The organism is Microbacterium sp. (genome assembly GCF_036823965.1).
GTDB lineage: Bacteria > Actinomycetota > Actinomycetes > Actinomycetales > Microbacteriaceae > Microbacterium.
On record NZ_DAITBE010000003.1, the window covers coordinates 262,193 to 280,658 of the forward strand.

16 protein-coding genes are annotated in these 18,466 nt (G+C 69.6%); 8 read left to right on the forward strand and 8 right to left on the reverse strand.

Annotated features, from left to right (window positions below; translation table 11 throughout):
* Positions 1-21 precede the first annotated feature (21 nt).
* From V7Z82_RS07440 to V7Z82_RS07455, 4 genes are all read right to left on the reverse strand, one after another.
* Positions 22-1,050: an iron-siderophore ABC transporter substrate-binding protein gene (locus tag V7Z82_RS07440; protein ID WP_334149650.1), complete on the reverse strand. Its 1,029-nt coding sequence runs from the start codon at positions 1,048-1,050 to the stop codon at positions 22-24.
* 211 nt (positions 1,051-1,261) lie between these two features.
* Entirely contained in the window at positions 1,262-1,465 is a 204-nt protein-coding gene (locus V7Z82_RS07445; RefSeq protein ID WP_045277989.1) for a cold-shock protein, read from the reverse strand.
* Between the two features lie 300 nt (positions 1,466-1,765).
* Entirely contained in the window at positions 1,766-4,723 is a 2,958-nt protein-coding gene (locus V7Z82_RS07450) for a helix-turn-helix transcriptional regulator (protein ID WP_334149653.1), read from the reverse strand.
* Complete coding sequence (locus tag V7Z82_RS07455) at positions 4,720-4,956, reverse strand: hypothetical protein (protein ID WP_334149655.1); 237 nt, start codon at positions 4,954-4,956, stop codon at positions 4,720-4,722. The genes V7Z82_RS07450 and V7Z82_RS07455 overlap by 4 nt, the downstream gene beginning before the upstream one ends.
* Before the next feature lie 132 nt (positions 4,957-5,088).
* On the opposite strand from V7Z82_RS07455, the gene V7Z82_RS07460 reads away from it, so the two are divergent.
* The 4 genes from V7Z82_RS07460 to V7Z82_RS07475 all read left to right on the forward strand — a co-directional run bounded on the left by V7Z82_RS07460 (position 5,089) and on the right by V7Z82_RS07475 (position 10,269).
* Positions 5,089-6,126: an FUSC family protein gene (locus tag V7Z82_RS07460; protein ID WP_334149659.1), complete on the forward strand. Its 1,038-nt coding sequence runs from the start codon at positions 5,089-5,091 to the stop codon at positions 6,124-6,126.
* A gap of 152 nt (positions 6,127-6,278) precedes the next feature.
* The gene (locus V7Z82_RS07465; RefSeq protein WP_334149661.1) at positions 6,279-6,947 is read left to right on the forward strand and encodes a DNA alkylation repair protein; all 669 of its coding nucleotides are present in this window, start codon (positions 6,279-6,281) and stop codon (positions 6,945-6,947) included.
* Between the two features lie 13 nt (positions 6,948-6,960).
* Positions 6,961-7,674 (forward strand): purine-nucleoside phosphorylase, encoded by a 714-nt coding sequence (gene deoD, locus V7Z82_RS07470; protein ID WP_334149663.1) that lies wholly within the window; start codon positions 6,961-6,963, stop codon positions 7,672-7,674.
* A gap of 33 nt (positions 7,675-7,707) precedes the next feature.
* A complete protein-coding gene (locus tag V7Z82_RS07475) occupies positions 7,708-10,269 on the forward strand; it encodes a DEAD/DEAH box helicase (RefSeq protein ID WP_334149665.1) in 2,562 nt (853 codons plus the stop codon).
* A gap of 15 nt (positions 10,270-10,284) precedes the next feature.
* Here V7Z82_RS07475 and V7Z82_RS07480 read toward each other — a convergent pair whose 3' ends face one another.
* From V7Z82_RS07480 to V7Z82_RS07490, 3 genes are read right to left on the reverse strand one after another with little or no spacing between them, the layout of a single operon-like run.
* Positions 10,285-11,241, reverse strand: coding sequence for a D-alanine--D-alanine ligase family protein (locus V7Z82_RS07480; protein WP_334149667.1), 957 nt, complete (start codon positions 11,239-11,241; stop codon positions 10,285-10,287).
* Positions 11,238-12,362: an alanine racemase gene (alr, locus tag V7Z82_RS07485; protein ID WP_334149669.1), complete on the reverse strand. Its 1,125-nt coding sequence runs from the start codon at positions 12,360-12,362 to the stop codon at positions 11,238-11,240. Before alr ends, V7Z82_RS07480 begins: the two co-directional genes overlap by 4 nt.
* On the reverse strand, positions 12,359-13,021 hold the full coding sequence (locus tag V7Z82_RS07490; RefSeq protein WP_334149670.1) for a M15 family metallopeptidase: 663 nt from the start codon (positions 13,019-13,021) through the stop codon (positions 12,359-12,361). The genes alr and V7Z82_RS07490 overlap by 4 nt, the downstream gene beginning before the upstream one ends.
* Positions 13,022-13,108: 87 nt before the next feature.
* Between V7Z82_RS07490 and V7Z82_RS07495 the strand changes: the two genes are divergently transcribed.
* Complete coding sequence (locus V7Z82_RS07495; protein ID WP_334149672.1) at positions 13,109-13,780, forward strand: response regulator transcription factor; 672 nt, start codon at positions 13,109-13,111, stop codon at positions 13,778-13,780.
* 10 nt (positions 13,781-13,790) lie between these two features.
* On the forward strand, positions 13,791-14,867 hold the full coding sequence (locus V7Z82_RS07500) for a sensor histidine kinase (protein WP_334149674.1): 1,077 nt from the start codon (positions 13,791-13,793) through the stop codon (positions 14,865-14,867).
* A gap of 10 nt (positions 14,868-14,877) precedes the next feature.
* Here the strand turns inward: V7Z82_RS07500 and V7Z82_RS07505 are convergent, their stop codons facing one another.
* Positions 14,878-15,888 (reverse strand): LacI family DNA-binding transcriptional regulator, encoded by a 1,011-nt coding sequence (locus V7Z82_RS07505; protein ID WP_334149676.1) that lies wholly within the window; start codon positions 15,886-15,888, stop codon positions 14,878-14,880.
* A 151-nt stretch (positions 15,889-16,039) separates the two neighbouring features.
* Here V7Z82_RS07505 and V7Z82_RS07510 point away from each other — a divergent pair, with 151 nt between their 5' ends.
* On the forward strand, positions 16,040-16,975 hold the full coding sequence (locus V7Z82_RS07510) for a dihydrodipicolinate synthase family protein (protein WP_334149678.1): 936 nt from the start codon (positions 16,040-16,042) through the stop codon (positions 16,973-16,975).
* Between the two features lie 97 nt (positions 16,976-17,072).
* Positions 17,073-18,380, forward strand: coding sequence for an Nramp family divalent metal transporter (locus V7Z82_RS07515; protein ID WP_334149680.1), 1,308 nt, complete (start codon positions 17,073-17,075; stop codon positions 18,378-18,380).
* The last annotated feature ends 86 nt before the right edge of the window (positions 18,381-18,466 follow it).

The following is an 18,466-nucleotide window of genomic DNA, read 5'->3' on the forward strand; positions in this document are numbered from 1 at the left end:
TCCGCTGATGCGGACGTGGGATTACTGCGCGAGCGGAGCCGCCAGGATGGCGAGGTAGTCGTCGAGACCCCATGGGATCGACAGCGGCGACGGGTTCGCGGATGCCGCGATCGGCGAGGCATCGGGCAGCACCGCGATGCGGCCCTCGGCGATTGCCGGGATCTTCGACAGCAGCGGGTCAGCCTGCAGCAGCGGGATGATCGATTCGTCGCCGTAGGTGATGAACAGGTCGACGTCGTCGAACTTCGCCGCCTCTTCCGAGCTGACCGTCAGGTAGAACTGGTCACTGTCGGCGTTCTCCTCGACGATCGAGGGGAACGGCAGCCCGAGCTCGTGGATGTAGCCGGGACGCGTGTCGATCGCCGTGTAGTAGCCGACCTGGCTGAGGTCGGTCGGGTCGATGTACGAGAACAGGACCTTCTTGTCCTTCAGCACGCTGTTCGCCTCGAGCGCGGCATCCGCATCGGCATGCAGGTCTTCGATGAGGGCCTCGCCCTCGTCCTCGAGGCCGAGGGCCTTCGAGTTCATCTCGATCATCTCGTCGACCGGCGTGCCCCAGGCGACCTCGGGGTAGGCGACGACCGGCGCGATCTTGGAGAGCGTGTCGTACTCCTCCTGCGTCAGGCCGGAGTACGAGGCGAGGATGACGTCGGGCTCGGTGTCGGCGACTGCCTCGTAGTCGATGCCGTCGGTCTCGTCGAACAGCACGGGGGTGTCGCCGCCCAGCTCGTCGAGCTTCTCCTCGACCCAGGGCAGGATGCCGTTGTCGTCGTCGTCGCCCCAGGTCGCCTTGCTCATGCCGACCGGCACGATGCCGAGGGCCAGCGGCACCTCGTGGTTCGCCCACGCGATGGTGGCGACGCGCTCGGGCTTCTCGGTGATGGTGGTCTCACCGTAGACGTGCTCGATCGTGACGGGGAAGGCGTCATCGGATGCCGGGTTGCTGCCGGCGTCCGAGGAGTCATCGGCAGCCGGCGTCGCGCAGGCGGCGAGGCTCAGTGCCAGCACTGCGGCGGTGCCGGCAGCGGCAAGAAGTCGAGAGGTGCGCACAGGCATTCCCTTCGGAGAGGTTGGGGGGTGATGACGCGGAGGGGCGTCTGGCTTTGGTAAGCCTGGCCTAATCTAACCCGAAGTTAGGCGAACCTCAATTCAGGGCGTCCGATCGTGACGACGAATGCGGCGGCGGGGCGATCGCCGGGGAACGCAGAAGCCGGCCGGATCCACGAGGGATCCGACCGGCTTCCGGACGTTCAGTGCGCGCTCAGAGCGGGCGGATGTTCGCAGCCTGCATGCCCTTGGGGCCACGCTCAGCGTCGAATTCGACCTTCTGGTTCTCGCGGAGCTCCTTGAAGCCCGAGCCAGTGATGGCCGAGTAGTGGGCGAAGAGGTCGTCCGAGCCGTCATCGGGAGCGATGAAGCCGAAGCCCTTTTCCGCGTTGAACCATTTCACAGTGCCAGAGGCCATGTGCTTTCTTCTTTCTGTTGATCTAGCCGCTGTTGTACACGGCCTGTGCATCGCGCCGGAAGATCCGGCGGATACGTGTGAAGACGACTTCCAAGGGAAGGCGTCGAGATTGTGAAGGGGATCCGTGCCGAACCGATCGGCGCAGAATTCGGATCCAGATGTCGGGCCACACACGTCGCAGCAAGCGTTCGCGGGCCGGTGATGAATGACGCCCCCGGAATGGGGCACTGTGCCAACCGTACCACGCCTGCACTCCGGCGTCCCGGTCGAGCCTGAATCGGCCAGTGCCGGCACACCAGATCAGCGCCCGTGCGCGACTCCTGCAGCCTCGAACGATCGGGCCGCGAGCGCGGCTTCGGTCCTGGTGCCGACGCCGAGCTTGCGCAGCACGGCCGAGACATGCACGCTCACGGTCTTGACACTGATGAACAGGCGCTCGCCGATCTGCCTGTTGCTCAATCCCTCGGCGATCAGCGCAAGCACCTGGCGCTCGCGGGCGGTGAGGAGCGCCGACTCGTCCGCTGCCTCGGCTCGCAGGCCCGCCGCGGTCGCGAACGCGGCCACATCACCCTGCAGCTGCACGTGGCCGAGCTCGTCGGCGATCCGCTCGGCGTCGGCGAGGACAGTCACGGCGGTTCCCCGATCACCGTCGTGCACGAGCATCCGTGCTCGCTCCAATCTGGTCACGACCCGGAAGATCACCGGCACGTCGTCACCGTCGGTCAGCGCGATCGCCGCATCGATGCCCGCGGCGGTCGGTTCGAGCAGCGCATCGAGGATCGTCGACCAGGCGTCGCCGCGCAGCTGCTCCGACTGCCCCGCCCATGCCTCGGCGACGGCGCGCGTCGCAGCACCGACGTCGTCGCCCGCCGCACGGAGCTCGGCGATGATCGCTCCGGCCTGCAGCAGCAGTCGCCGCTGATGCAGGAGCACCGGCCCGTCGTCATCGAGCATCGCCAGGATCGCGGCGAGCGCTCCACGGAGGTCGCCGGCGCTCTCGGCCACCGCGACCGTCATCACGACGCGGTCGTACCAGACCTGCCGCTCGACCGCCCCGGTCTCCTCGAACGCCGGGAGCCATTCGCGCATCGCCTCGGCCGCGTCGTCGGAGCGCCCACGCCAAGCGAGCACCCGTACTCGCGTCATGGTCACGTACATGCGGAACACCCGCAGCGTGCCCTGCATGAAGTCGCGCGCCAGCATCTCCTCGACCCGATCGATCTCGCCGCGTTCGAGGAGGGGCACCACCATGTTCTGCGCCATGATCGACCCCGAGGTGCGCTCCACGCCGAGTTCGCGCGCCCTCGCCAGCCCTTCTTCGGCGAGCTCGAGCGCCTCCTGGTACCGGCCGAGCAAGCCGAGCAGATCCGAGTAGTTCACGCGGTAGCGCATCTCCGCGGTGGATCCGGTGGCGAGGTCCCTGGCGAGCGCGTATTCCCGGATCCCGCCCTCGACGTCACCGAGGTGCGCGCGCGAGCCGCCGCGGACGTTCGCGGCGACCGACAGCTGATCATTCGACCCCGCGCGCTCGGCGATCTCGGCCGCCTGATCCGCGATCCGGATGGCATCCTCGCGGTCGCCGGCGATCATGCGTCGGCTCGCCAGCTGGTTCAGCAGCTCTGCGCGAAGGGACTCATCGCCGACATCCGCCTCGACGATCGTGAGCGCCTGCTGCAGCAGCGGGATCGCCCCCGCCCGTCCCAGGTTCACCAGATACAGCGCCTTGTTGCGGAGCAGCCGGGCGTGCAGCCGCGGGTCGACGACCTCCGGGTCGACGTCATCGAGCGCGAGGTTCGACACCGCCAGCGCCCGCTCTCCGTCTCCCGCGTTCCGCAGGATCGATCCGAGCTGATGGAGCAGCTCGAGACGGGTGAGGCCGGCGGCATCCGCGGCATCCGACACCTGCACCCAGAGCTCGAGCGCGAGCTCGCCGAATCGCGCCGCACTGCCGAAGGCGTAGCGCGCCTTCGCGTGTCGCATCGCCTCGACCGCGGCGATCAGCGCGCGGCGGTCGTCCTGCGCGAGCTGCCAGTGATACGCGAGCGCTGCCGCATCGGCACTCTCGGTGCCCTCGCACCGGGCTTCGAGCGTCTCGGCATACGACCGGTGCAGTCGCGAGCGTTCGCCGGGCAGGAGGTCAGCGTGCACGGCCTCGCGGAGCAGCGCGTGACGGAATCGGTACAGGTCATCGACGACCACCAGGATGCCGCTGCCTGCGGCCTCGCGCAGCGCCTCGTCGAGCCGCACCTCGTCCATGCCGGTGAGCCGCGTGAGCAGGGGATGCGAGAGCGGGCGCTCGGCGCCGGAGGCCACCTGCACCACCCGCCTGGCGTCGTCGCCGAGCCGGTCGAATCGCGCGAGCAGGATGTCGCGCAGCCCGTCTGGGAGCGGACCCGCGGTGCACCCGGCGATCTCCTCGACGAAGAACGGCACGCCCTCGGCGCGCTCACGCACGCGCTCCAGGGCGGCGGAGCTGAGCGGGTGACCGGTGATCTGCTCGGCCAGTGCGCGCACGGCGTCGGCGTCGAGGCGCTGCAGATCGAGACGGTCGAGCAGCCGCGCCCTGGTCGCCTCGGCGATGAACCGGCTGACCGCATCGCCGCGGCGGACGTCGTCGGAGCGGCAGCTGAGGAGCACCAGCACGCGGCCGCGAGTGAGCGTGCGCAACAGGAAGGAGAGGATCGCGAGCGTCGACTCGTCGGCCCAGTGCAGGTCTTCCACGATCAGCACCTGTGGAGCACGCGCAGCTGCGGCCTCGATCAGCGTGGCGATCGCGTCGCGGAGTCGTTCGGGGCTGGTGAGCTCGCGCTCGGCCGGCGCGGACACCAGCTCGGGCAGCAGCATGCCGAGTGCCTCGGTGCCGACGCCGACGGCGGTCCTCGCCTCGTCGACGCCCATCCGCGCGACGAGCGAGCGCAGGATGCCGGTCAGCGGGCCGTACGGCGTGCGCGCAGCGCCGAGGTCGAGGCACCACCCGACGTGCACGTCGGCGCGTGCGGAGACCTCCGCACCGAACTCACGCAGCAGCCGCGACTTGCCGATGCCCGCTTCCCCCTCGACGAGCAGCGCGGTCGGCGTGCCCTCAGCGGCGCCCTCGAACGCCCGACGCACGACCGCGAGATCGGCATCGCGACCGACCATGGCCTGGCTCGGTGCGAAGGAGTGCATGGATTCATGGTCCCACTCCCCTGCGACATCCGGGGCGCGCTCAGCGTCTCGGTCGGCGGTGCCGTTCTGCGCGGCGACAGCGATGCTCACCGAGCCGGGATCGGCTCGCACGGCTGCGGTGCGCGGCGCTCAGCTGCGGCATCCGCTCCAGCCGAACGGCGCGACCCGAGCAGCCGCCGCAGCATCCGCCGCAGTGCTCCTTCCGGACGCGGCACGATCTGGTCGGCGCGCTCGATCAGCACGCGACGACGCTCGGCTGCGCGGGCGATCCGCGCCTGGTCGAACTCGGTGACCTGATAGCTGGAATACGGGTGCTCGAACATGATGGCTCCTCGGTGAAGTGCGATGTCCCCACACTCCGCTCTGAGGTCCCCCTCCGACATCGGACGGATGCCCTATCTTCCGAGCGGCACCGCCTCAGATCCCGCCGACGCGACGGGACTACCGTTGGGAGCATGCGCATCCCCACCGCGATCCGCGCCTCCCAGCGCTCCTCCCTCCTGCAGGTGGTGAAGTCCGCCGCCGCGACCATCGCCGCGTGGCTGATCGCGGGGCTCGTGTTCCCAGGACAGCTCCCGGTGTTCGCGGCCATCGCGGCGCTGCTGGTCGTGCAGCCGAGCGTGAACCAGTCCCTCTCGAAGGCGCTCGAGCGCAGCATCGGCGTGATCGCGGGTGTGGTGATCGCCGTCGCGCTCGGGCTGCTGCTCGGCTCACCGAGCTGGATCGTGCTGCTCGCGATCGTCGTGGCGATGCTCCTGGCCTGGGTGTTCCGCGCGACGCCCGGCACCGGCAACCAGGTCGCGATCTCGGCGATGCTCGTGCTCGCCCTCGGCTCGAACAGCCCCGAGTACGCCATCGCCCGGATCGGCGAGACGCTCATCGGCGTGGTGATCGGCATCATCGTGAACGCGCTGATCGTGCCGCCGGTGCTCGTCGCACCCGCTCGACGTGACCTCGGGCTGCTCGGCGCTGAGCTCGCCGCCAGCCTCGACCGGCTCGCAGCGGCGCTCCCGGAACCGCAGACGCCGGCACGCCTGCAGGAGCTCATGGTCGAGGTGCGGCTGCTTCGTCCGATGAAGGATGCCGCCGAGGCGACGATCGCGACCGGCGAGGAATCGCTCACGCTGAACCCACGGCGCTCCGTGCACCGCGACGATCTGAAGGAGATGCGCGCGCTGCTGGACCGGCTCTCGCCGATCGTCACGCAGACGATCGGGATGACACGCGCCTACTTCGACCACTACGACGACTCGATCGGCGAGGAGCCAGCGGTCGTCGCGATCGCCGAGCAGCTGCGGCGCGCAGGGCACGACGTGCGGCTGGCCGTGCAGATCGCCGATGTGACGCCGGAGCCGGAGGCGCTCACCTCGGCCATCCCGGCGTTGACGGCGCCGCTCGTGATCCGCCCGCCGTCGTCGCAGCACTGGATCCTGATCGGCTCGCTCATGGAGGACCTCCGCCGCATCCGCGGCGAGCTGCTCGACGAGGACTGAGCCCGTCTGCATCCTCTCCCTTCCCGCGCCGAGCCACCCCCTTGTGTGCGAGCCACCCCTTTGTGGACGTCGATACGGGGGTGGCTCGCGCACAAGGGGGTGGGTCGGCACCGGAGCGGCGGCGCGCGGGGCAGGAGGATTACCCTGGGGGCATGGCCGACATGACGCTGGCGGAGGCGCTCGGTGAGCTCGCCGCCCTCGAGGACCCGAAGATGCGTGCGGCGAACGAGAAGCGCGGCGACGACCACGGCATCAACCTCAGCCGCATGCGAGCGCTCGCGAAGCAGATCAAGACCGACCAGCCGCTCGCGCAGGAGCTGTGGGGCACCGGCGAGACGGCCGCCCGACTGCTCGCGATCCTCATCTCCACGCCGCGCGGCTTCACCGCCGACGAGCTCGACGCGATGCTCCGTGAGACCCGACCGCCGAAGGTGAACGACTGGTTCGTGAACTATCTCGCGAAGAAGACACCGCTGGCGGAAGAGCTGCGGCTGCGCTGGTTCGACGATGCCGACCCGACGGTCGCGGCCGCCGCATGGTCGCTCACCTCGGTGCGCGTCGCCAAGACCCCGCAGGGGCTCGACCTCGACCACCTGCTCGACCTGATCGAGCGCGACATGAAGGATGCTCCGAGCCGCCTGCAGTGGTCGATGAACGAGACGCTCGCGCAGATCGGCATCCATCACCCGCCCCTGCGTCAGCGCGCGCTCGAGATCGGTGATCGCCTGCAGGTGCTCGCCGACTACCCGACGGCACCCGGCTGCACCTCGCCGTTCGCGCCGCTGTGGATCGGCGAGATGGTGCGCCGCCTCGAGGGCTGACTAGCCTGAGGGGATGAGCACGCACATCGCAGCAGCACCCGGCCGGATCGCCCCCATCGTCCTGTTCCCCGGCGACCCGCTGCGGGCGAAGTGGATCGCCGAGACCCTCCTCGACGACGCGGAGCTGTACTCCGAGACACGCGGGATGCTGGGCTTCACCGGCACCTGGCAGGGCCACCGCGTCTCGGTGCAGGGCTCCGGCATGGGACAGCCGTCGATGGCGATCTACGCGAACGAGCTGTTCGACTCCTACGGTGTCGAGACGATCGTGCGCGTCGGCTCATGCGGCGCGCTGACCGAGAAGCTCGCGGTGCGCGACATCATCATCGCGAACGGTGCCTGCACCGACTCCGGCATCAACCGGGTGCGCTTCAACGGACTGGACTATGCGCCGGTCGCCGACTTCCCGCTGCTGCGCGCTGCGGTCGAGGCGAGCGAGGCCGAGCCGCCGGCATCCGCCGTGCACGTCGGTCTGCTGCTGTCGAGCGACCAGTTCTACAGCACCCGGCCTGAGCTCACCGAGCCGTTCGTGCAGCACGGGGTGCTCGGCGTCGAGATGGAAGCGGCCGGCCTCTACACGCTCGCCGCGTACCACGGTCGGCGTGCGCTCGCGATCTGCACGGTGTCCGACCACATCATCACCGGCGAGGAGACCACGGCGCAGGAGCGGGAGCAGACCTTCGGCGACATGATCCGCATCGCGCTCCGGGCCGCGACCGCGGTGTGAGCCGGCGGCGGGATGAGGGATGATCGAGAGACCATGCCATCGCTCCTCGACGCCACCATCCCCGACGGATCCGATGCGGATGCGCTCTACCTGGCGTTCGCCGAGTGGGTCGAGTCGACCGACATCCGCCTCTACCCTGCGCAGGACGAGGCGATCATCGAGATCGTCTCAGGCAACAACCTGATCCTGTCGACGCCCACGGGCACCGGCAAGTCGCTCGTCGCGGTCGGTGCGCACTTCGCCGCACTCCAGTCCGGACGCCGCAGCTACTACACCGCGCCGATCAAGGCCCTGGTGAGCGAGAAGTTCTTCGCGCTCGTCGACATCTTCGGCGCCGCGAACGTCGGCATGATCACCGGCGACTCCTCGGTCAACGCGGATGCGCCGATCATCTGCTGCACGGCCGAGATCCTCGCGAACCTCGCGCTCCGACAGGGCACAGACGCCGCTGTCGGCCAGGTCGTGATGGACGAGTTCCACTTCTACGCGGATCCCGACCGCGGGTGGGCGTGGCAGGTGCCGCTGCTCGAGCTGCCGCAGGCGCAGTTCATCCTGATGTCGGCGACCCTCGGCGACGTGACCGAGCTCGCGGCGGATCTGAGCCGTCGCACCGGCCGGCACACGGCGACCGTGACCGGCGTCGAGCGTCCGGTCCCGCTGCACTTCTTCTACGAGCAGACGCCCATCCACGAGACGATCGACGACCTGCTGAGCACCGGCCAGGCGCCGATCTACATCGTGCACTTCTCGCAGGCCGCGGCGATGGAGCGGGCACAGGCCCTCTCGAGCTCGAAGGTCGCAACGCGAGAGCAGCGCGACCAGATCGCTGCGCTGATCGCCGAGTTCCGCTTCACCACCGCGTTCGGCAAGACACTCTCGCGCTTCCTGCGCGCCGGCATCGGCGTGCACCACGCCGGGATGCTCCCGAAGTACCGCCGCCTGGTCGAGCAGCTGGCGCAGCGCGGGCTCCTCCGAGTGATCTGCGGCACCGACACCCTCGGCGTCGGCATCAACGTGCCGATCCGCACCGTGCTGCTGACCGCGCTCACGAAGTTCGACGGCACGCGGATGCGCCAGCTGAACGCGCGTGAGTTCCACCAGATCGCCGGCCGTGCAGGACGCGCAGGCTTCGACACCGCGGGCACCGTCGTCGCGCAGGCGCCGGAGCACGAGAGCGAGAACGTCGCTGCGGTCAAGAAGGCCGGCGACGATCCGAAGAAGAAGCGGAAGATCGTCCGCAAGAAGGCGCCGGACGGATTCGTGTCGTGGGGCGAACCGTCGTTCCGCAAGCTCATCGACGCGACGCCCGAGACCCTGACCTCGCACATGCAGATCACGAGCTCGATGATGCTCAACGTGATCGCGCGCGGCGGTGACGTGTTCGGGAACATGCGTTCTCTCGTCTACGACAACCACGAGTCGCGGAAGCGGCAGCGCGAGCTGGCGATCCGCGCCATCGGCATCTTCCGCACCCTGCGCGAATCGGGCATCGTCGAGACGTTCGACGCTTCGACGGGTTCAGCGACCCAGGGTGGGTCGACGGGCATCCGTCTGACGGTCGACCTGCAGCCGAACTTCGCACTGAACCAGCCGCTGTCGCCGTTCGCCCTGGCGGCGTTCGAGCTGCTCGACCCCGAGCCTTCGACAGGCTCAGAGGCCCAGGTCGGCGTCGGGACAGGTCAGTACCATCTCGACATCATCTCGATCGTCGAGTCCACCCTCGATGATCCGCGCGCCGTGCTCGGTCAGCAGGAGTTCCTCGCGCGCGGCGAGGCGATCGGCGCCATGAAAGCCGAGGGGATCGAGTACGACGAGCGCATGGAGCTCGTCGAACAGGTCACGTATCCGAAGCCGCTCGACGAACTGCTGACCGCTGCCTTCGAGACGTTCAGCGCCGCGCAGCCGTGGATCCGCGACTTCGAGCTGCATCCGAAATCGGTCGTGCGCGACATGTACGAGCGAGCCATGTCGTTCGGGGAATATGTCGCGTACTACAAGATCGCGCGCTCCGAGGGCGTCGTGCTGCGCTACCTCTCGGACGCCTACCGCGCGGCCTCGCAGACGATCCCGGACGAGCTGAAGAACGAGGATCTGCGCGACCTCATCGAGTGGCTCGGCGAGCTGGTGCGCCAGGTCGACTCGAGCCTGCTCGACGAGTGGGAGGAGCTGGTCAACGGCGTGGTCCCTGCGCACGGCACGGATGAGCCGATCGTGCCGCCGGCACCGAAGCGACTCACGAGCAACGTCAGGGCGTTCCGCACCCTGGTCCGCAACGAGCTGTTCCGCCGTGTGCAGCTCGCGGCACGCGAGGACGTGACCACGTTGGCCGAGCTCGATCCGGACTTCGGCGCGGATGCCTGGTCCGACGCGCTCGACGGCTACTACGCCGACCACGACGAGATCCTCACGGGCGCGGATGCGCGCAGCTCGAAGCTCCTGATCCTCGAGCAGGGCAGCGCCGTGTGGACCGCCCGCCAGATCTTCGACGACCCGGCCGGCGACCACGACTGGGGGATCTCGGCGACGATCGACCTCGCAGCCTCCGATGAGGCCGGCGAGGCCGTCGTCACCGTGACCGGAGTCGACCGGCTGTAGCCGACGTCGGCCGGATCACCCCCGCAGTGCCGCCCGCACCATCCGCGCCACGAGCTCGCCGTACTCGACCCCTGCGGCCGCGAACATCCGCGGTACCTGCGAGGCAGCGGTCAGGCCAGGCATCGTGTTGACCTCGTTGAGCACCGGCCCTGCATCCGTGAGGAAGAAGTCCATCCGCGCCACGCCGGCGCAGCCGAGCGCGTCGAACACGGCGATCGCCGCCCGCTTCAGCGCCGAGGCCTCGGCGGCATCCAGCGACGCAGGCACCTCGAAGCGGGCAGTGCCGTCGTACTTCGTTGCGGTGTCGAACAGGCCGGTCGCGTGGATCTCGAGCGGAGGCGCCGCCCACCGGATGCCGCCGGCCTCGCGCAGCACGGCCACATCGATCTCGCGCCCCCGCACGACCTCCTCCACCAGGATCCGGGAGTCGAACCGCGCCGCGGTCCTGAGCGCCGTGAGCAGCGCCCCCTCTTCCCGCACGAGGCTCACGCCGTAGCTCGATCCGGCAGACACCGGCTTCACGACGACCGGGCCGTCGAACTCGACGTCGCCGATGTCGGATGCCGCGACGAGCCGCCCCCTCGCAGTGCGCAGCCCCACGGCATCCGCCACCAGCTTGGTGGCCCACTTGTCCATGCCGATGGCACCGGCCCGCAGCTCCGACCCGACCACCCGCACCCCTGCGAGCGCGCACAGTGCAGCGAGCGCGCCGTCCTCACCGAGCGCGCCATGCACGGCAGGGAAGACGACCTCGGCCCAGGCGAGCAGCGGCAGCGCCTGCGTGAGCGACGTCACAGGAGTGTCGCCGGGAGGGGAGCCGTCGGCCCGCCAGATGCCGTCGCGGTCGATCGTCACGCATCGCACCTCGTGGTCGCCCATCCGCAGTGCCGCGGCGACCGCCGAGGCGGATGCGAGCGAGACGTCGTGCTCGGCGTTCTGTCCGCCGCCGATCACCAGCACACGTGTCATCATGCGATGCTCCGCTGCACGCGGGTGCCGATGCCGGTCACGATCGTGTGCGGGATCGTCCCCGCCCACCTGGCCCACTCCTGCACCGACGGCACCGCCCCGCCGTCCGGCCCGAACACGGTCGCGGTCGCCCCCCGCGGCACCTCGACCCCACCGGTGTCGACCACGATCTGATCCATCGAGACCCGGCCGACGATCGGATGCCGCCTCCCCTCGATCTCGACCCCCGCTCCCCCCGACAGCTCGCGCGGGATGCCGTCGGCGTACCCGACGCCGATCACGGCGAGGTGCGTCGCCTGTTCCGTGATGAACGCTCCCCCGTACCCGATCGCCGTCCCGCGAGGCACGAACGAGCTCTGCACGACGGATGCCGTGAACCGCGACGCCCCGGTCAGCGCCACGCTCTCCGATGGGTCGATCCCGACGAGCCCGGCGCCGATTCGCACCATCCCGAAGTGCGTCGCCGGATCGGTGAGCGCGCCGGACGTCGCCGCCAGATGCACCAGCACCGGACCGAAGCCCGCTCGCAGCGCGGCATCCCGCGCCTGCCGCATCCGCAGCACGGCCGGGCCGTTCGCCGCGGGATCGCCCTCATCCGCCCTCGGCAGATGGCCCATCACCCCGACCACATCGATCCGCTCGGCGGCGGCACGAGCGACCTCGAGCAGCTCGCGCCAGTCGCCGACAGAGACGCCGCCTCGACACATGCCGGTATCGACATGGAGATGCACCCGCACCGGCTCGACCGCATCCGCGACGAGCTCGCGCAGCTCGTCGACCGAGCCCACAGCGATATCGATTCGGTTCCTCGCGGCCACGCGCGCATCGGCCCCGGCAGGGTTCAGCCACGACAGGATCGGCACATCGACGCCCGCTTCGCGCAGCGCAACCGCCTCGGCGACGTCCGTCACGCCGAGCCACGTCGCACCCGCAGCGATCGCCGACTCCGCCACCGTGAGCGACCCGTGCCCGTAGCCGTCGGCCTTCACGACCGCCATGATGCGGGCATCCGTGACCGCCTGCACCCGGCGCACATTCGCGGCGACCGCATCCGGCAGCGTCGAGAGCGTCGGGGCCTGCAGCCGTGAGAGCGTCACGCGCGATTGCTCGAGCACCCCGGTCATCGCTGCATCCTCGGGTCTTCGGTGGGGTCCGCGTACATCTCGGGGCAGCCGTCGTCCACGGCGTCCGATTGCAGTTCGTAGTGCCACGACTCATTGCCGTAGATCTGGCAGAGGCCGTATCGCGCTCCGCGCTGGGCGAGCCAGTCGAGCGTCGGCAGCGGGCCGAGGTCGACCGCGTCGCCCGAGACGTGTGCTGAGGTCGCGGCGCTCGCGACCCAGCGCGATGCCTCGTCCTCCGAGCCGTACTGCACGACCGCGTCCTGCAGCATCCGCTCCTGCAGCGCCGGCGACCGCCAGCCGCTGTTGACCAGCAGCACGATGCCGTCAGCCTGTGCATCCGTCGCCGCCCGCTGCAGCGCTTCGAGCAGCGCAGGGTCGAGGTTGCCGACCGCCACCCGATCGGTGTCGAACACGGTCGGCTGGTCGCCGTCGCGGATCACGCCGTCCGCCTCGCTCGGCGCGAGCACGGACCCGCCGATCTCTCCGGTCGGGCCTCCGGGAGGCGCCTGGTGTCCCGAGAAGCCGGCCGCTGAGGCGGCGGAGAGGGACTGCTGCACGGCGAGTGCGACGATCACTGCCACGGCGAGCAGCACGGCGACGACGACGAGGCGTCTGACGTGATGCGTCCGCCGGGCACGGGGGATGCTGATGGTGTTCATGCCTCCAGTGCAGCCGTCCGGCTGTTGCCGGGACGTATGCCGTTTTCCATACGCTCCCGATATGCGCGGGTGCGTAGGATCACAGCCATGCGTGTGCTGATCGTCGAGGACGAGCCCTACCTCGCCGAGGCGGTTCGCGATGGGCTGCGCCTCGAGGCGATCGCCGCCGACATCGCGAACGATGGAGACACCGCGCTCGAACTGCTCGGCATCAACGCATACGACCTGGCCGTGCTCGACCGCGACGTCCCCGGCCCGAACGGCGACGAGATCGCGCGGTGGATCGTGGCATCCGGCAGCGGCATCCCGATCCTCATGCTCACAGCGGCCGACCGGCTCGACGACAAGGCCTCGGGGTTCGAGATCGGCGCCGACGACTACCTCACGAAGCCCTTCGAGCTGCGCGAGCTGGTGCTGCGTCTGCGCGCCCTCGATCGACGGCGGCAGCGTTCGCGCCCTCCCGTGCTCGAGGTCGCGGGGCTCCGGCTCGACCCGTTCCGCCGCGAGGTCTACCGTGATGAGCGGTACGTCGCGCTCACCCGCAAGCAGTTCGCGGTGCTGGAGGTGCTGGTCGAGGCCGACGGCGGGGTCGTCAGCGCCGAGGAGCTGCTCGAGCGCGCATGGGACGAGAACGCCGACCCGTTCACCAATGCCGTGCGCATCACGGTGTCGTCGCTGCGCAAGCGGCTGGGCGAGCCGTGGATGATCCTCACCGTGCCCGGCGTCGGCTACCGCATCGAGACGGATGCCGATGCCTAGGCGTCGCGGGATGAGCGCCCGCCTCAAGCTGACGCTGAGCTACGCGGGCATCGTGGTCGTGTCCGGCATCCTGCTGCTCGCGGCCGTCGGACTGTTCCTGCTGCGGTACGTGCCGGACGTGCAGATCGTCGCCGACATCTTCGTGCCCAACCGCTCCGACCTGCTGCGTGCGTTCGTGCCGGTCGCCGCCACCGTCATGCTCGTCCTCCTGGCGATCGGGCTCGCCGGCGGCTGGATCCTCGCCGGGCGGATGCTCGCGCCACTCGACCGGATCGGGGCGGCTGCGCAGCTCGCCGCCGAGGGCTCGCTCTCGCATCGCGTGGCCCTGGAGGGCCCTCGCGACGAGTTCCGCGATCTCGCCGATGTCTTCGACTCGATGCTCGAGCAGCTCGAGGCGCAGGTCGCCGAGCAGCAGCGGTTCGCGGCCAACGCGTCGCACGAACTCCGGACGCCGCTCGCGACCTCGCAGGCGCTGCTCGAGGTCGCCCGCACCGACCCCGCCCGCGACGTGGACGCGCTGATCTCGCGCCTGCAGGAGGTCAATGCCAGGGCGATCGAGCTCACCGAAGCACTGTTGCTGCTCAGCCGTGCCGAGCGCCGGTCGTTCACCCGCGAGTCCGTCGACCTGTCGCTGCTCGCGGAAGAGGCAGTCGAGGCGCTGCTGCCGCTCGCCGATCGCCGCGGCGTGACCGTCGAGGTGTCAGGTGTTGCGGCCCTCACCCTCGGCTCGACGGCACTGCTGCAGCAGCTGGCGACGAATCTCGTGCTCAACGCGATCGTGCACAACCTGCCGTTCGGCGGCCAGGTCGCTGTTCGCACGCACGTGCAGCCGCAGGCCCTGGCGCTCGTGGTCGAGAACACCGGGCCGGTCGTCCCCGCACATCTCGTGGCGACGCTGGTCGAGCCGTTCCGGCGGGGTGTCGAACGCACCCGCAGCGATGATCACGCCGGAGTCGGCCTCGGACTCGCGATCGCGGAGCGCATCACCAGGGCGCACGGCGGCTCGCTCGTGCTGACGCCCAGGCTCGACGGCGGACTGATCGTGACGGTGTGGCTGCCGCATCCGTATCCGGTCTCCGGACCGTAGGCGCGCTGCGTCAGCGAGTCGCGGCCGCCGTCGATGCACGCGGGATCAGCGTCGGCAGCGCGCGCGTCACCGCGCCATCGGTACTGCCCAGCAGGTCGAGCGCACTCGCGGCGATCTGGTCGAACGCGGTGCGCACCGACGTGAGCGGCACCGGCAGCATGGCTGCGAGGGGGATGTCGTTGTACCCGACGACCGAGAGATCGCGTCCGACGGTGAGTCCGGCAGCGGATGCCGCGGCCACCACGCCGATCGCGAGGTTGTCGTTCGCCGCGAAGATCGCGGTCGGCGGGGATGCCGTGTCGTCCAGCAGCGAGCGCCCGGCGACATGGCCCGATTCGATGCCGTAGCCGGTCGAGATCACACGCTCCTCCGGCAGCTCGATCCCCGCCTCGGCGAGCGCCCTGCGCGCACCGGCGAGGCGATCGCGCGCGCTGGAGGTGAACCAGGGGCCGGTGATGACGGCGATCTCCCGGTGTCCGAGGTCGACCAGATGCCGCGTGGCGAAGTATCCGCCCGCCTCGTCGTCGCCGAGTGCGGATGGGCTCACGCCATCGGTTCGCAGCGCCAGGACATGCGGCACGCCCCGCTCGCGGAGGGAGGCCGGAAGCGTGTCGTCGAGACGCGCCGTCGCGAGGACGAGCCCGTCGACGTTCCGGTCGAGCAGCGTCTCGGTCGCCCGTCGCTCCTCTGCAGGATCATCGCCACAGGTCGCGACCACGGCGAAGGAGCCGCGGGCGCGGGCGGTGCGCTCGATCGCCTCGAACATCAGCGCCATGACGTGGTCGGTGAGCCTCGGCACGAGGACGCCGATCGTGCCGGTCGCCCCGCGTCGCAGCCCCGAGGCGAACATGTTGCGCCGATAGCCGAGATCATCCGCGATCCGCCGCACACGCTCGGCGGTCTCGGAGCGCGACGGCGGGGTGCGATCGTCGAGCACCCGGCTGACGGTGGAGATGCTGACGCCGGACGCCGCTGCGACATCTTTCAGCGTGACGATGTGGCGCTCCTGCTGCTCGTCCACGGCATCCCCCTCGACTGACTCCGGATCCGAGTGTTGACAACCCCCGGCACCTCCGAGCATACTTGCAATCGTTCCTGCAAACGTTCCTGCAAACGTTCCCAAGTCTCGAAGACGAGAAACCAGCGAAGAAGCTCCAAGGAAAGGACCGATCATGACCCTCGACCTCCGCGGCCTCAACCCCGCCCCCGTCACCCCCTTCACCGAGGACGGCGCAGTCGACTACGACGCGATCCAGCGCCTCGGTTCCTGGCTCGGCTCGATCGACGGCGTCAAGAGCCTGGTCGTGCTCGGCCACGCCGGAGAGGGCACGTTCCTCACCGAGGAGGAGCAGCTCGACGTCATCCGCGCTTTCGTCGCCTCGACCGACGGCCGAATCCCCGTGATCGCCGGCATCACCAAGGAGGGCAACAAGACGGCGGCCCTCGAGGCGAAGGCCGCCGTGGATGCCGGTGCGACCGCCGGACTCGTCTACCCCTCGCACGGCTGGCTGCGGTTCGGCTACCAGCAGGGCGCCCCGCAGTCGCGTTATCGCGAGATCTACGAGGAGTCCGGCCTGCCGCTCATCCTGTTCCAGTACCCGGACAACACCAAGGCGACGTACGACCTCGACACCCAGCTCGAGATCGCCGGCCAGGATGGCGTGTTCGCGACGAAGAACGGCGTCCGCAACATGCGCCGCTGGTACACCGAGATCCCCGCGCTGCGAGCCGCCTACCCGGAACTGCAGATCCTGTCGTGCCACGACGAGTACCTGCTCCCGACCATGTTCGACGTCGACGGCCTGCTCGTCGGCTACGGCAACATCGCTCCCGAGCCCCTCATCGAGCTCATCGCCGCGGGCAAGGCTCGCGACTACGAAGCCGCCCACGCGATCCACGAGCGCCTGCTGCCCGTGACGCAGAACGTCTACCACCGCGGCTCGCACATGGAGGGCACCGTGGCATTGAAGTGGGGCCTCGTCCAGCGCGGCATCCTCGATCACGCCACCGTCCGCACCCCGCTGCTGCCCCTGCCGGACGGAGCGGATGCCGAGATCGCCGCCGCGTTCGCATTGGCCGGCCTCGGCACGGTCACCGTCCCCGCGTGACCCAGAGGGAGGGCCGTCACCCGAGACGGCCCTCCCTCCTTCTCCTTCCGCCCCCGCGGCGACACATGCAGTCAACGACGACTCGAAGGACACGATCATGAACGAACGCACCACCGCCCGTCACGCCTCGACGACACCCGGTACTGGATACGGGCGGGTCTCGACTGAGACGATGAAGAACATCGTCACCTCACGCAAGCAGCGTCGCCCGTTCTGGCAGCACCTGGCCCTCATCGGTCCGGCGTTCGTCGCCGGCGCCTGGCAGTTCGGCCCCGGCAACCTCACGACCGCCGTGCAGGCGGGAAGCGGATACCAGTACGCACTCATCTGGGTGATCGTGGTCTCCACGATCCTGATGATCTTCCTCACCGACATGGCGGTGCGTCTCGGCATCAAGTCGCCGACATCGCTCATCTCCTCGATCAAGGAGCATCTCGGCGGCTGGGTCGGCGTCCTCGCCGGGATCGGCGTCTTCCTCATCACGCTGTGCTTCTCGGTCGGCAACGCGGTCGGGTCCGGCCTCGGCCTGTCGATGCTCTTCGGCGGCAGCCCGATCATGTGGACCGTCATCTGCACCGCAGCGGTGGCAGCGCTCCTGCTGCTCCGCAACGTCTACCGCGTCGTCGAGAAGGTACTCATCGTCATCGTCGCGCTCATGGCGATCGCGTTCATCGCCTCGGCGTTCATCTCCAACCCGGATTGGGCGGCAGCAGGGGCCGGACTCCTGCCGACGTTCCCGGGCGGTGCGTGGCTGCTGATCGTCGCCCTCGTCGGCGCCAACTTCTCCATCAACGCGGCGTTCTACACGGCCTACGGCACGAAGGAGCGCGGTCGCACCGAGGCGGACTACCGCGACGTCACGATCGTCGACACGATCCCGGGCATCGTCGCGCCCGGCATCATGACCGCTCTGGTGATCGTGGTCGCGGCATCCGTCCTCGGCCAGACAGGAGAGGCGGCACCCACCGTCGTGGCCCTCGCCGGGATCTTCGAGCCGCTGGCCGGGCCGGTCGGCTCGACCGTCTTCGCACTCGGATTCTTCGGCGCCGCGTTCTCGTCGATGATCGCGAACGCCACCGCGGGCGGCACCATGCTGTCAGACGGCCTCGGGCGAGGAGCGTCGTCGAGCTCGCTGACCGCGAAGCTCGTGAGCGCCGGCATCCTCGTCTTCGGCATCGCCGTGACGGTGATCTTCCAGGAGTCGCCGGTGCAGCTGATCGTGATCGCTCAGGCGCTGACCGTCTTCGTGGCTCCTGTGCTCGCGGCACTCATCATCATCATGGCCAACCGCGTGAAGCTCATGGGCGACATGCGCAACACCTGGTGGCAGAACGCGGCCGGCGTCATCGGCCTGCTCGCGGTCCTGGCGCTGTCGGTGCGGCTGTTCCTCACGCTGATCGGGTAACCGCGTCGCAGACCGCTGAGCGCGCGGCTCGGTGATGTGCGCTTCGAACGGCCGAAGACCGCGAGGTCGGCCGAGCGAGGTGCACA